Below are 13,654 nucleotides of genomic sequence, written 5' to 3' on the forward strand. Positions count from 1 at the left end.
TTGCTCCTTAATTACTTCTTAGATGCTTCGATAAGTTCGATGAAATGGTCGAACAATGGCGCGCTGTCATGCGGACCAGAGCTTGCTTCAGGGTGCCCCTGGAAGCTGAACGCAGGTTTGTCTGTACGATGAATCCCTTGCAGGGTTTGATCGAACAAAGATTTGTGCGTTGCTTTAAGGTTGGCCGGCAAGCTTTCGCCATCTACCGCGAAGCCGTGGTTCTGTGAAGTAATCATCACTGTACCATCTTCAAGATTTTGTACAGGATGGTTGGCACCGTGGTGACCGTGAGGCATTTTCACCGTTTTAGCACCTGAGGCAAGCGCAAGAATCTGGTGGCCTAAACAAATTCCAAATACCGGAATGTTGCGCGCATCTTCTACAATTGTTTTTACAGCTTCAATTGCATAGTCACATGCTGCCGGATCGCCAGGGCCGTTTGACAGGAATACGCCATCTGGATTCAGAGCAAGGACTTTTTCTGCAGGAGTTTGTGCAGGAACTACAGTCAATTTACAACCGTGGTCTGCAAGCATACGTAGGATGTTGGTTTTGACACCGTAATCGTATGCAACAACATGGAATTTAAGTTCTGGTTGAGAGAAGCCTTTACCCAGCTCCCAAGAGCCTTCAGTCCACTCAAACCCTTCAGGGTCACAGCATTCTTTTGCAAGGTCTAAACCAGTTAAACCACCAAAAGCACGTGCTTTTTCTAATGCTTCTTCTTCAGTGATATTTTCGCCAGCAAGGATACAGCCACTTTGTGTGCCTTTAGAGCGCAGAATACGTGTCAATTTACGTGTATCGATGTCTGCGATAGCTACAATGTTATGTTGTTTTAGATAATCACCAAGTGATTGCTCTGCACGGAAGTTACTATGCAATAAAGGCAAGTCACGAATGATCAATCCGTTGGCCCATACTTTATGAATTCGACCTGACTCAGTGTCTTCATCATTACAGCCTGTATTACCAATATGTGGGTAAGTTAGGGTGACAAGCTGCTGTGCATAACTCGGGTCAGTCAAAATTTCTTGATAGCCAGTCATGGCAGTGTTGAAAACGACTTCGCCAGTCGTACTACCCGATGCACCGATTGAGGTACCTTTAAAGATAGTACCGTCGGCTAGGGCTAAAATTGCTGGGGTGCTCAAACCAAAGCTCCTGAAATTTAGGCTGTAAAAAAGCGAGAAGACGAAAAAAAAGGAAGGCTGCTTTAAAACCCACCCTCCCTATGTCTGCTCGCTTGAACTTAACACGGCATTATACGCAGAAACAGTTTCCAAGTCCAATAGCTTTGGTACGAAAGTGTAAGATAAATCCCTTGCTTTTTATTATGAAGTCTGTTTTTTGACAGTGTTAGAAAAATGTAAGCGAGTTGGCATTGTCTGACAAATCAGATTCTAAGTTTGATCAAATCCACATAATATTGCCGGGTCATAATAAAAACAGGAACAAGATTCATGACTACAGCATCCAAAACCACCAATTCCAAGAAGCCGTTAAACAAAGTCGTTGCTGCAACTGCAGAGCAACTGGAAAAGGCCACAGTGGAAGCTAAGGAGCAGGCGCTTGAAAGTATCGGGCAAAGTAAAGAAAAGCTGGAAGTTGAAGCGAAGCAGTTAAGCGATACGGTTCAGGAACAGTTACGTCAATTTAGTCAGGATGTGCTTCAGCGTGTCGATAGCATAAAGGAGCAATGGTTTGGCTCACAAAAAGAACTGAAGAACTTTATCAAGATCGAATTTACTGCGGTACTTGAAGACTTATCCAGTCTGGGTAAAGAGTTTAAACAGGATGTCACGCAGATTTCCAGCAAACATAAAGAGCTTTTGACGGGCACCTTGAAACGTTCTAAAGACAGTACAATTGAAGTCCTGAAGAAAGTAAAAATGGTGGTTAAAGAAAATAAGATCGCAGAATCAGCACAACCGGAATTGAAAACTGAAGAGTCTGATAAAAAGTCGGGGCTGGGAAGTTAAGCGATAAAGCAAGCATCATCTAATAAGATTAAGGGAGAGCATTTCAGTGTTCTCCTTTACATTTTGGTCAAGGCTTTATGAAAACATAACTAATCATATTGCTTTATTAGCCCTTCAACTTTTTTGTTTTTCTAAAAGGATTCGGAATAACAAAAATTCTTTTTTTCTACAAAACAGTAAATTTCAGATATTTCAGAAACGCTTCAATAACTTAATTTTAAAGAATTATCATTTAAATAAGTTTTTATAGGGCTAATCATCAAAAAAATGTGAGACTGAAGGCCTCACATTGATCTGACTTTTTGAACTGACGCCGTTGGCATTAAAATACATGCAACCAGTCACGTTTATTATGGAAATCCGCTTGCGGACTACTGTGCTGCATGGCATAGAACTGTGTGCCTTGAGTGGTGCTAAGCACAGCAGACAGGCCAATAAAGAGGTCAGACCACTTTAATTCATGGCTGGACATAAAGTCGGTCAGATCCAGACTGACATTCAGGCCATAATGAGTACGCTTGAGCTGATTTAACTCAATATCATTTGCTGCTTGAGGAGGCATGTCCTCTGGATAGCGATATTCTTCAAATTGATAGGCCTGCCAGGCTTGAGAAGGAGAGAGGTTAATTTCACGATAGAAATCCTCATCCCGAACCCCGATAAAAATTTCAAAGCAGGTCTGCTCCCATAAGAAATCCTGACGTGGATGGGCTGCCACTAAATCTGGCCACAATACATACTGGTTTGGATCACTCAACCAGAAACCCACATTCAAGCTACATGGGTTTTGCGGTTCAATAGCTCCCACCAGAGAGATAGCCTGAAAACGGCGATCAAAAGCGCTTAGTTCATAACTCGCCATAATAGATGTTGTGCTTAGTTAGACAGATGAGCAAAACGGACAAGATTCGACAGTTTCTGGTTTTGTTTTGGCGATTTTCTGTAAATTAGGGCAATTTTACCAATGGTTTGTACCAATTCAGCACTCGTAACATCGACCAACTCGACAATCATTGCAGCACGCGCTTCACGGTCTTCTGCAACCACTTTAACCTTAATCAGTTCATGATCATTAAGGGCGCGGTTCAGCTCTTCAACCACAGATTCAGACAAGCCCTTGTCGCCCAGCATAACGACCGGGTTTAATGCATGTCCGATTTGACGCAAACGCTTACGTTCCTGAATAGATAAAGATGCCATGAGAGATAACCTGAATTTTAAAACGACTGAGTATAACAAAAGCAAAGAATAAACGCTGTAAATTCTAAGGAAATTATCAAGGACAAAAGGCCGGTATTTCGGCAGCTAAACTGAGATTTAGATACACATGTATACTGCAAAAACTGTGTTTTTCACGTACAATCCCAAATTGGAAGTTTTTTTTATTTAGAGAGTTATGGCAACACGCATTACCAATCAGAAGTTATCCAAAAGTAGTCGTGCGTGGATGAGAGAGCATCTAGATGACTTTTATGTGAAGAAAGCACAAAAAGAAGGTTATCGTGCTCGTGCTGCATACAAGCTGCTTGAGATTCAGGAAAAATACAACATCATCAAACCTGGCATGACAGTAGTGGATTTGGGGGCTGCGCCCGGAAGCTGGTCGCAAATCGCCGGTAAACTGGTGGGTGATAAAGGTCTGGTGATTGCATCGGATATTCTGGAAATGGACGCGCTTCCCGATGTGACCTTCTTGCAAGGCGATTTCCGTGAGCAAGAAGTATTCGATAAATTGTTAAATATTTTAAACGGACGCACAGTAGACGTTGTAATTTCGGATATGGCCCCCAATACATCAGGTAATAAGGCTGTAGATCAACCGCGTCAAATCTATTTATGTGAACTTGCTTTGGATTTTGCCAATAGAGTCTTGGGACCGAAAGGGCAGTTTATCGTCAAGGTATTCCAGGGTTCCGGCTTTGATGAATTCCGTAAAGAAGTCGTGAACAGTTTTGATGTATTGAAGACGGTTAAACCTGCTGCATCACGTGCCCGTTCTAAAGAAGTCTTTCTGGTGGGACAGGGTCGCAAGAAAGCTTTAAAATAAAGTTTACTTGCCAAGGCGTTAAAAATTGTGCATTTTGTACATTTTTACATTATTGCAAAACGATTTGCAGCATATTGATTAAGGTCACCCCTTGAGGGCAAGATCAAATTAGATTGGAATGGGAAATAAAGCTTTGAGCGATCTTTTTAAGAATGCCGTATTGTGGCTCGTGATACTGGGTGTGCTGGTGCTCATCTTCAGCAACGTCAGTGACCGCAATCAACCGACTACAATGAACTATTCAGAGTTCGTTGCCGCGGTCAATGCTGGCCAAATTAAACAAGTTACAATTGACGGCGAAAGGATTCGTGGCGAAAAATCAAACGGTTCAGAGTTTGAAAGTATTCGTCCGGCAGTTCAGGATCCTGAACTGATGCCAAGCCTGATTAAGAATAATGTGGTGGTTGAAGGTGAAGCACCTCAGCGCCAAGGTCTGCTCATGCAATTGCTAATTGCAAGTTTCCCTGTGCTTTTGATCATTCTGTTATTCATGTTCTTTATGCGCAACATGGGTGGTGGCGCAGGTGGCAAGAATGGCCCGATGAGCTTTGGTAAATCTAAAGCGAAAATGCTTTCTGAAGACCAGATCAAAGTGACCTTTTCTGATGTGGCTGGTTGTGATGAAGCCAAACAAGAAGTAGTTGAAATTGTTGATTTTCTTAAAGATCCTGCAAAGTTCAAACGTCTTGGTGCGACCATTCCAAAAGGCGTATTGATGGTCGGTCCTCCGGGTACGGGTAAAACCTTGCTGGCCAAAGCAATCGCTGGTGAAGCCAAAGTTCCATTCTTTAGTATTTCAGGTTCTGACTTCGTTGAAATGTTTGTCGGTGTGGGTGCATCTCGTGTGCGTGATATGTTCGAACAGGCAAAACGTCATGCGCCATGTATTATTTTCATTGATGAGATTGATGCAGTTGGTCGTCACCGTGGTTCAGGTACGGGTGGCGGTCACGATGAACGTGAACAGACCCTGAACCAGATGCTGGTTGAGATGGATGGTTTCGAAGGTAATGAAGGCATTATCGTGATTGCTGCAACGAACCGTGCAGACGTGCTGGATAAAGCTTTACTGCGTCCGGGTCGTTTTGACCGTCAAGTGATGGTTGGCCTGCCAGACATTAAAGGTCGTGAACAAATTTTAAATGTTCACCTGAAAAAACTGCCTTCTACCACAGGGGTCGATGTCAAAGTACTGGCACGTGGTACACCGGGCTTCTCTGGTGCACAGCTGGCCAACTTGGTAAACGAAGCAGCATTATTTGCGGCACGCCGTAACAAAAATACGGTCGATATGCATGACTTTGAAGATGCCAAAGACAAGTTGTATATGGGGCCTGAGCGTAAATCGATGGTACTTCGTGAGGAAGAACGTCGTGCAACGGCTTATCATGAAGCTGGTCATGCGATTGTGGCTGAAATGCTTCCAGGTACAGACCCGGTGCATAAGGTAACGATCATGCCGCGTGGCTGGGCGTTAGGTGTGACTTGGCAGTTGCCTGAACACGACCAGACCAGTCATTATAAAGACAAGATGCTGAATGAGCTTTCAATCCTGTTTGGTGGCCGTATTGCAGAAGAAGTCTTTATTAACCAGATGTCAACGGGTGCATCGAATGACTTTGAACGTGCAACTAAAATGGCACGTGCCATGGTGACCAAATACGGGATGTCTGACAAATTGGGCGTCATGGTCTATGAAGATGATTCACAGCAATCTTTCATGGGCAGTATTGGTAGTCGTACGATTTCTGAAGCTACCCAGCAACAGGTGGATACTGAAGTTCGCCGCATCATTGATGAGCAATACAAGGTTGCACGAGATATCCTTGAAAATAACAAAGATATCGCACATGCAATGGTGAAAGCCCTGCTGGAATGGGAAACGATTGATCGTGAACAGATTCGAGACATCATGGAAGGTCGTGAGCCACAACCACCGAAGGTGTATGTTGCAGAAAACCCTGTAATTGATGTAACACCGAACGATGGTCCGATGACTCCTCCGCCATTACCAGCGAACTAAGTGAAAAAATTAAAAAACCACCTTCGGGTGGTTTTTTTATGCCTCTGCACCTTATCCAGAAACAGTTGAAGTCTATATCGAGAAAGCTTTAGTGGAGCAGGTGAGGGGTGAAGGTCTGGCTTTTGCAGTGATTGATGAGCAGAGCAATCGAGCCATTGGTTCAACCAGTGATCATGATATTAAGCCAGAAATTCCACGTGTTGAAATTGGCTTTACCTGGTATGCCAAAGCTTATCAACGAACCTATGTAAAACGGGTCTGTAAATATCTTTTGTTGCAGCATGCATTTGAAGAGCTGAATGCTCAAGTGGTAGGCTTTCGGACAGATCATCTGAATCTCAAAAGTCAAAAAGCTATTGAAGGCCTAGGTGCCAAACAGGATGGCATCATCAGATGTCATATGCTGCGTAAAGATAGCGTGACACTCAGAGATAGTTACATCTATAGTATTTTAAAAAGCGAATGGGTCGATGTAAAAGCGCTACTGCAATCTAAGCTGATGCAATATTCCAATAAGAACCACTTTGAAATCTAAGTCTTGAATAGATTGAGCTTTGCTTTATTGGTCTTTCCATAAGACAATACCGAGGTTATTGTGAACTAGGATTGAACCATGCAGCTGAAGCCGCTACGTCCACAAATCTGGAATTTTGGTCGTTTAACCCTGGATTTGTCTCAGCCGCAGGTAATGGGGATTTTAAATGTGACTCCAGATTCCTTTAGCGATGGCGGGCGACACAACTCTAAACATGCTGCAGTCGCGCGCGCACTGGCTATGCTGGCAGAAGGTGCAACAGTTATTGATATTGGTGGGGAATCTACCCGTCCCGGTGCATCTGTAGTTACGGTAGAAGAGGAAATCCGTCGAGTGGTGCCGGTGGTTGAGGCACTGGCCAAATATGATGTGATTATCTCCATTGATACTTCAGAGCCAGAAGTGATTAAGGCTGCGGTCAAGGCAGGTGCACATATCTGGAATGATGTACGTGCGCTGACTCGTCCGCGGGCATTAGCAACTGCGGCAGAGTTGAATATCCCCGTAATTGTCATGCACATGCGTGGTGAGCCGACCACCATGAACAATCTAGATCAATATCAGGATGTCACTAAGGACGTCATGCGTGAACTGGGCCAGCGGGTTCAGGATGCTCTGGACGCGGGAGTTAGACCTGAACATATCATGATTGATCCAGGCTTTGGCTTTGCTAAAAATGCCCAGCAAAATCTGAAATTACTTCAAGAGTTTTATAAACTGACTGAGATGGGCTATCCGATTTTATCGGCATTATCACGTAAACGTTTTATTGGAGCGGTATTGGATGCTACAGACCCGGAGCAGCGCGCAGTAGGCTCGGCAACCGCACATTTACTCAGTATCCAGCAAGGGGCTTGCATGGTGCGTGTCCATGATGTAAAAGCCACGGTAGATGCAATCAAGATCTGGCAGGCGATGCAGCAGGCAATTTAATAACTGGAAGACAGGTGGCAACAGCGTGCTGTTTGGCTTTTGATCAGCAATGTGTTATATAGCACGCTTATTTGACTATCATCTTTTAGAGTACCTGTAATGTTTGCAGATTTACTTCTCCCTATGTTCGATGATGAATATTATCCCGATATTCTGGTTGCTGAGGTTAAGCAGCACATTGAGCGTTTCGCTGAAAAAGTGTCAAAGTCCGGTTTGACTGAGCAAGAGGTATATCCACTTGCACACCTTGCGGTTGCTGAAATTAATGCCATGAAGCCGCAGTTTGAAGATCTGGATTCTTCTCTGGATGGTACGGCTGCAGATTATATTGCAGAAGCCATGATGATGGTGGTACAGGAGCTGGGTCTGTTTGATCTCGAAGTGGAAGAGCTGGTCGCTAACCGTGAATGGTAACACCCAATCATTTCAAGCCCTGTAAATACAGGGCTTTTTTATGTGTTCTTAAAATAGTCTTTAAAGCTGGTGAAGCGGATACGCTGAAGAAGTTGCTGTTCTTCCTGCATGCAGCGTATATGAAGGCTTTTATAATAGGCGGGCAGATCAGGTTGATCGGGGACATATTGTGGAGACTGAGAACGCGATTGCTGATAGGCCCAGAAGGCGAGCTGGCGAAGTTTTTGCAGTCGAACCTGATCCAGAACGCTTGTATTAGGCCTAAAAAACGGCTCTAAAATAGCAGCTCCACCTAATAAAACCGAAACCAGCAGCATACTCAGGATAACCAGCCAGTCCGAATGAATCAGATAAAGGTTAAGTAGAAGACCCAAGAAGATTGGAATGTGCAGATACAGACAGTGCTGTAGATGTGCGGCATAGATTTTGGAACTGAACTTGGCCTGATACTGGATATAGGCCATATAAGGATAAAATAGCGTAATGAGCAGCATCAAACTCATGTTAAAGGCTGCTTGGGCTTCATGAAAGAAATAATATTCCAAGGCAATTGAACCCAGACTGCAAAGCAGACAAATCAGCAGCGATAGCAGATTAAGGGCAATCACAAACTGGATTTTTTGTAGCGTACTAAACTTGAAGCGGCTGTAATGCAGTTTCAGAAAAAAAGCATCGGGATGCTGTAATTGTAATCTGGCGAAATTGAATGATTTTAATTCTGACATGAAGATTTCGGGGTGGGCAAAGAAAATTCAGGCACAAAAAAACCAGCTTAATGCTGGATTTTTTTATTGCACCATTTTAACCAGAATTAAAATGGTGCCCGAGGCCAGACTCGAACTGGCACGCTTTGTGGGCGGGGGATTTTAAATCCCCTGTGTCTACCGATTTCACCACTCGGGCATGTGCGCAATCATAGAGGACGAAATAAAGCTTGGCAAGCAAATTTCTCTACGAATGCTTTATTTTCAATCAGTTTTGCGACTTAAGATGTGAATCATCTCTCATGAACCCGAATAAATTCCATCACTGAAGCTTGGCCTTGTAAAAAGCTGATTTAAAACAACTGGAGAGGATCAGGCTTAGTGCCGCTCATTCAGATAGGTCTCTATATCGAGATATTTAAGCGTTTTGCAGTACTCATATTCAGACTTGAGCAAACGGGTATAAAGCTCGGCATAGCACTCGAGCTGCTGTTTGCGTTGCTTATATTGTGGGTGATCTTTAGCAGAAAAAATTAATTGCAGGCGCAGGGCAACGGTTTGACGATAAGCCCAGAAACACGCGCGGCGGAGTTGTTGCAATTGATAATATTCATGGTTTTGGGTACTGCTACGAAACAGGTTTTCTTTATAAATACGTACAAATCCAACGCTTAGACCAAAAAAGAACAAGCCCCACATGACCCATTCATTTTCCAGAACTAGTAGATTTAAACCTTCTAAAATAATGACCACTGTCAACTTGAGTGGAGCATAGCGCAAGACATGATAAAGAGAATAAGAAGAATGTTTGACCTGCTTGAGGATGAAAGGCACCACCAGCATCAGAAAGAGCAGGATTATCAAGATAGCTGTGCTTTGCGTCTGAAAGGCAGACAGTTTTGGAAATGAGAGCTGCAAAAAATCCCGTAACAACAGGCAGACCGGTATAAAAATCATGCCGGCCAGAATCCAGGAAATTATTGCCTTGCGATCTTCTAGCAATATACCGTGTGTCTTGAGTTGGCTATAGAACAGATAATTTCTTTTAAAGGCAGCGGGATAAAGCAATTGCAGTTGCTGTAACAGAAGACTGACCTGTTCGGTGCGCATTATGAAACCAGAATTGCGGAAGAGACTGGCCCTACTATAGAGGATCTGTCCAAGAATGATAGGCTCAACAAAATTTTTAGACTTATCGGCACTGACAGCACAAGATTTTAGTTTTTTAGTTAGGATTTATGCGAAAATAGTCAATTAAAGATTATTTTTAAGGACAGTGTATGACTGATCAATCTCCTGAGGCTTTAAGCGACATCGAAATTCTAGACATTCTTCAAAGTATGAAGAATGATGAACTCGATACTGAAGCATTAGAAGTCATTCGTCAGGGTGGTAAAGCGGGTCGTCAGGAAGCGCACAAACAGGCATTGGTCGCCCTGCATCAGTCATTTGAAGCGAAATTCGTGGAAGCCGTTGCACTGGCCTTGCACTTAAATGAAGCTCAGATTAAAAAGATTCGCTATAAGAAAGACCGTATCCGCATTTTAAAAGCACGCGGGATTGATTATCTGGCAATTGATGGCGCAGAAACTGCTTTTGTACTGGCCCAGATTGCACAGGCGATTGCCCGTGAAGATGCTATTGTCACACATGACCTGCATAATATTTTTCCGTTCTGGAAAGAAGGCTGGCCAATGGTACAGTACGATAATGCCTATAAGATTTTGCAAGACGATATTCAGATTCACTATCAGGCCGTGTTAGATGTTTTACTGACTAAAGTTTAAAGCCTGATAGATTTGGGGGTGTTAACACTTCATCTATGCTTTGTTCTTGCGCATGGAGCTAAAACTTCTCAGATTTCGTTATAAAACTTGGCAATAGTCTCGCTGTTTTCCTCGTTTCATGCATCATCTGCTCAGTTTTAGCTCTTATAGCGCAATCCATTTATGCCAATAAACCCTGATTAAAGCACCAAGAGCGGTGCTTTTTTTAATCATGAGAAAAACAAAGACAAGAGCCAGCGGATCGGGAAAGTAAATACTCGCCACCAGCTATAAAGCGGCCAATAAAGATAGTTGCCAAAGTTGAAGGTGGCATCAAAACCATGCCGTCTTTTCTCAAAAGGATAGGAAGTCATAAGTACGGTCATGCACAGCATGCCAATGGCAGCCAACAGCAATAAAGGATTCTGCTGTTTGGCAAAAAAGAAATATAAAAGATAAAGGGCGGAATAAAAAGCCAGACAGGCCAGAAAGGTAAGAAGATTCATTTTATGCTGATTATTTTTGTATTTGAAATGACAGGAATCAGATTACTCTGATTCCTGAGGGGATTCATCTTTAATTTCTAACATACGGGTCACCAAAAGCTGGTCAATTTTAAAATGGTCAACATCTACCACTTCAAACTTATAACCAGCATGCAGGACGACATCGGCAGGACGAGGAATCTTACGCAACTTAAACATCATAAAACCGGCCAGAGTCTCATAGTTGTCCTGATCCGGCATTTCATTGATTTCTAACGCATGTTTCATGTCTTCAATAGGCGTACTGCCATCAATCAGCCAGGAATTACTATCACGCTTGATAATCTGCTGGTCGCCTTCCAGAGGAGTGACCCAGTCACCCATCACAGTAATCATGACATCGGACAGGGTAATCACGCCGACCACCAAGGCATATTCATTGATGACCACAGCAAATTTTTCTTTGGTAGAACGAAAACGGTCCAGCAGTTCAGACAGGGTTAAGGTATCTGGAATAGTCAATACATTACGAATCGTGGACTCATTCAGCTGGTTGATTTTTTGGTTATTTAAAATCCGCACCAAAATATCTTTGGCATCTACATAACCAATTACTTCATCGATATGTTCATTACAGACCAGAAACTTGGAATAAGGATATTCAGCCAGCTTTTGGCGGATACTGTCCTCAGTTTCGTTTAAGGTGAAATACACCACATTTTCACGCGTGGTCATACTTGAAGGCACGTTACGTTCTTCAAGCTCAAACACATTTTCAATGAAATGATGTTCCTGCTTCTGTAAGACGCCAGCTTGTGCACCTGCATCCATTACCGCTGAAATATCATCAAAGGTAATATTGTCATCGCGCACAGTATTGACCTTAAATAGGCGAAACAGCATGTTAGCAATGACATTGATAAACCAGGCAAGCGGTTTACAGACCAAGATAAAGACCTGAATCGGGTTAATGACCGCAACGGCAATTTTTTCTGGCGCAATCATCGCCAGACGTTTGGGCATCAGGTCGGCAAATAAAATAAAAAGCGAGGTGACGATAGTAAATGACAGCGAGAAAGCAATGGTTTCTGCCCAGGGACCTTGATAAAAACGTGCAATAAAATCAATGATATAAGGGCGGAAAGCACCTTCCCCCAAAATACCGCCGAGAATAGCAACCGCATTTAAACCGATTTGAGAAGCGGCAAAAAAGTCAGCAGAGTTTCCTTGTAAATCTAAAACTTTTTGAGCGCGATTATCTCCTGCTTCGGCCAAAATTTTCAGTTTGACTTTGCGGGCACCGGCGAGCGCGATTTCTGTTAAAGATAAAAAACCAGCCCCCGCGATCAGTATCAGGATAACCACGATGTTTTGAAAGAGGCTCACAAATTCACCTGTGGATTAATATTATATTGGAATATTTTTAACACAAAAAAGACTTGAGAGGTAAACAGCAACTCTCAAGTCCTTACAGTATAAGCTTAAAAAAGAAGAATTTAGATGCTATTCAATTTAATAATGTGAAAATTGCGAATTATTCAGCATAAACTCGCGGTTTTCTTCTTCAATCATTTGACGTGCCACATACAGAATGAGCTGACGTAACCAGCGATGGGCTGGATGATGATGCAATAGAGGGCACCATGCCATTTTCAACTCAAACTCTGGAATATAAAAGGGCGGATCTTTAATCTGCAAGTTTTGATTTTTGGCTTGCAAGCGTGCAATCCGGCTAGGCAAGGTGGCGATCAAATCGACATTCGAGGCCAAAAGTGCTGGCATCTGATAATGGCGGGTAAACACGGAAATCTTACGTTTTTGGCCAATCCGTTCCAGCGCCTGATCAATCCAGCCCAAGCCGGCCTGTTTCTCTGGGTTAACCCCAAAGCCAACCCCCATCCCTGTTTTAGACACCCAGATATGTTGGGCATCCAGATAGCTTTTTAGATTTAAATTGCTGGCGGCCGGGTGTTTGTTGTTCAGCAGGCAGGAAAAACTGTCACGCCAAACCAGCACTTGGTGAAAACTTTGCGGGATTTCATTGAAACGGTTAATGGCCAGATCGACCTTACCCTGTTCCATGTCGCGGTAGGACACATCACTTGGGGTTAAAAAGTCGAGAACCACATTGGGTGCTTCTGAACGCAAGGCTTTGACTAAACGTGGAACCAGTGTAGCTTCTGCGTAGTCTGAGGTCATAATCCGGAATACGCGATTTGATGTATAAGGACGGAACTCGGTACGTGGCTCCAGAATCATCGATAAATCCGCCAGCGCATCGCGAATTCTTGGCTGTAATTCCAGCGCCCGTTCGGTCGGGGTCATGCCTTCAGACGAGCGAATCAGCAGGGGATCATTAAATAAATTGCGTAAACGACGTAAAATATTACTCATTGCTGGCTGGGTGACCCCCAGTTGTTCAGCAGCCCGAGTCACATTTTTTTCACGTAAAAGTACATCAAGATAAATTAATAAATTAAGATCGACCCGCTCCAGATTCATAAAATAAATACCGAAAATAAAATCATGAAATTATGTTGATTATGCCATAACAACCGGGGCTTGTGTGTGGAATTGAAGAAAAAAAGCCCAGCTGATTTTAACAAATCAAGCTAAATTTGCTGAAATTTTGTCCATGCTTTTTCGGACCATTTTTTAATTTTATAGTGCTTAAAGTGGCAAGAAACTGAATGGGGAATAGTCTAAAACAAAGTCAAATATGTTGTACACTTTTAGCCTCAAAACCCGTAGCGTCAAGTCTAAGG

The 13,654-nt window shown here is 43.1% G+C and carries 14 protein-coding genes, 1 tRNA gene and 1 pseudogene; 7 read left to right on the forward strand and 9 right to left on the reverse strand.

Annotated elements, in window-relative coordinates; genetic code table 11:
- Positions 1-11: 11 nt before the first annotated feature.
- Complete coding sequence (carA, locus tag E2K74_RS00630; RefSeq protein ID WP_151203910.1) at positions 12-1,154, reverse strand: glutamine-hydrolyzing carbamoyl-phosphate synthase small subunit; 1,143 nt, start codon at positions 1,152-1,154, stop codon at positions 12-14.
- 309 nt (positions 1,155-1,463) lie between these two features.
- Between carA and E2K74_RS00635 the strand changes: the two genes are divergently transcribed.
- Positions 1,464-1,982 carry a hypothetical protein gene (locus E2K74_RS00635; protein ID WP_151205846.1) on the forward strand — a complete coding sequence of 173 codons (519 nt, stop codon included), beginning with the start codon at positions 1,464-1,466 and terminating at the stop codon, positions 1,980-1,982.
- Between the two features lie 322 nt (positions 1,983-2,304).
- Here the strand turns inward: E2K74_RS00635 and E2K74_RS00640 are convergent, their stop codons facing one another.
- Both E2K74_RS00640 and yhbY read right to left on the reverse strand, forming a co-directional pair.
- Positions 2,305-2,844 (reverse strand): DOMON-like domain-containing protein, encoded by a 540-nt coding sequence (locus E2K74_RS00640; protein WP_151203912.1) that lies wholly within the window; start codon positions 2,842-2,844, stop codon positions 2,305-2,307.
- 14 nt (positions 2,845-2,858) lie between these two features.
- Positions 2,859-3,182, reverse strand: a complete 324-nt coding sequence (gene yhbY / locus E2K74_RS00645) for a ribosome assembly RNA-binding protein YhbY (RefSeq protein ID WP_151203913.1) — start codon at positions 3,180-3,182, stop codon at positions 2,859-2,861.
- A gap of 196 nt (positions 3,183-3,378) precedes the next feature.
- Here yhbY and rlmE point away from each other — a divergent pair, with 196 nt between their 5' ends.
- The 5 genes and pseudogenes from rlmE (at position 3,379) to E2K74_RS00670 (ending at position 7,934) form a co-directional block, all read left to right on the forward strand.
- Complete coding sequence (gene rlmE / locus E2K74_RS00650) at positions 3,379-4,029, forward strand: 23S rRNA (uridine(2552)-2'-O)-methyltransferase RlmE (RefSeq protein ID WP_151203914.1); 651 nt, start codon at positions 3,379-3,381, stop codon at positions 4,027-4,029.
- Between the two features lie 133 nt (positions 4,030-4,162).
- Positions 4,163-6,052, forward strand: a complete 1,890-nt coding sequence (ftsH, locus tag E2K74_RS00655; protein WP_151203915.1) for an ATP-dependent zinc metalloprotease FtsH — start codon at positions 4,163-4,165, stop codon at positions 6,050-6,052.
- A 37-nt stretch (positions 6,053-6,089) separates the two neighbouring features.
- Positions 6,090-6,587 (forward strand): annotated as a pseudogene (locus tag E2K74_RS00660) (GNAT family N-acetyltransferase); the annotation flags it as partial.
- Between the two features lie 78 nt (positions 6,588-6,665).
- On the forward strand, positions 6,666-7,520 hold the full coding sequence (gene folP, locus E2K74_RS00665; protein WP_151205848.1) for a dihydropteroate synthase: 855 nt from the start codon (positions 6,666-6,668) through the stop codon (positions 7,518-7,520).
- Between the two features lie 99 nt (positions 7,521-7,619).
- A complete protein-coding gene (locus E2K74_RS00670) occupies positions 7,620-7,934 on the forward strand; it encodes a DUF5713 family protein (RefSeq protein WP_151205849.1) in 315 nt (104 codons plus the stop codon).
- A gap of 38 nt (positions 7,935-7,972) precedes the next feature.
- Here the strand turns inward: E2K74_RS00670 and E2K74_RS00675 are convergent, their stop codons facing one another.
- From E2K74_RS00675 to E2K74_RS00685, 3 genes are all read right to left on the reverse strand, one after another.
- Positions 7,973-8,659 carry a hypothetical protein gene (locus tag E2K74_RS00675; RefSeq protein ID WP_151205850.1) on the reverse strand — a complete coding sequence of 229 codons (687 nt, stop codon included), beginning with the start codon at positions 8,657-8,659 and terminating at the stop codon, positions 7,973-7,975.
- Positions 8,660-8,751: 92 nt separating this feature from the next.
- Positions 8,752-8,837: transfer RNA gene (locus tag E2K74_RS00680), tRNA-Leu, on the reverse strand.
- 179 nt (positions 8,838-9,016) lie between these two features.
- The gene (locus tag E2K74_RS00685; protein ID WP_151203919.1) at positions 9,017-9,748 is read right to left on the reverse strand and encodes a hypothetical protein; all 732 of its coding nucleotides are present in this window, start codon (positions 9,746-9,748) and stop codon (positions 9,017-9,019) included.
- A gap of 170 nt (positions 9,749-9,918) precedes the next feature.
- On the opposite strand from E2K74_RS00685, the gene E2K74_RS00690 reads away from it, so the two are divergent.
- Entirely contained in the window at positions 9,919-10,425 is a 507-nt protein-coding gene (locus E2K74_RS00690) for a hypothetical protein (RefSeq protein ID WP_151203920.1), read from the forward strand.
- A gap of 209 nt (positions 10,426-10,634) precedes the next feature.
- Here E2K74_RS00690 and E2K74_RS00695 read toward each other — a convergent pair whose 3' ends face one another.
- From E2K74_RS00695 to E2K74_RS00705, 3 genes are all read right to left on the reverse strand, one after another.
- Entirely contained in the window at positions 10,635-10,910 is a 276-nt protein-coding gene (locus E2K74_RS00695) for a hypothetical protein (protein WP_151205851.1), read from the reverse strand.
- Positions 10,911-10,952: 42 nt separating this feature from the next.
- On the reverse strand, positions 10,953-12,275 hold the full coding sequence (locus E2K74_RS00700) for a hemolysin family protein (protein WP_151205852.1): 1,323 nt from the start codon (positions 12,273-12,275) through the stop codon (positions 10,953-10,955).
- Between the two features lie 126 nt (positions 12,276-12,401).
- Entirely contained in the window at positions 12,402-13,391 is a 990-nt protein-coding gene (locus tag E2K74_RS00705) for a LysR family transcriptional regulator (protein ID WP_151203923.1), read from the reverse strand.
- Positions 13,392-13,654: the final 263 nt, after the last annotated feature.

It is taken from the genome of Acinetobacter sp. RF15B (assembly GCF_007558235.1).
Classification (GTDB): Bacteria; Pseudomonadota; Gammaproteobacteria; order Pseudomonadales; family Moraxellaceae; genus Acinetobacter; species Acinetobacter lwoffii_C.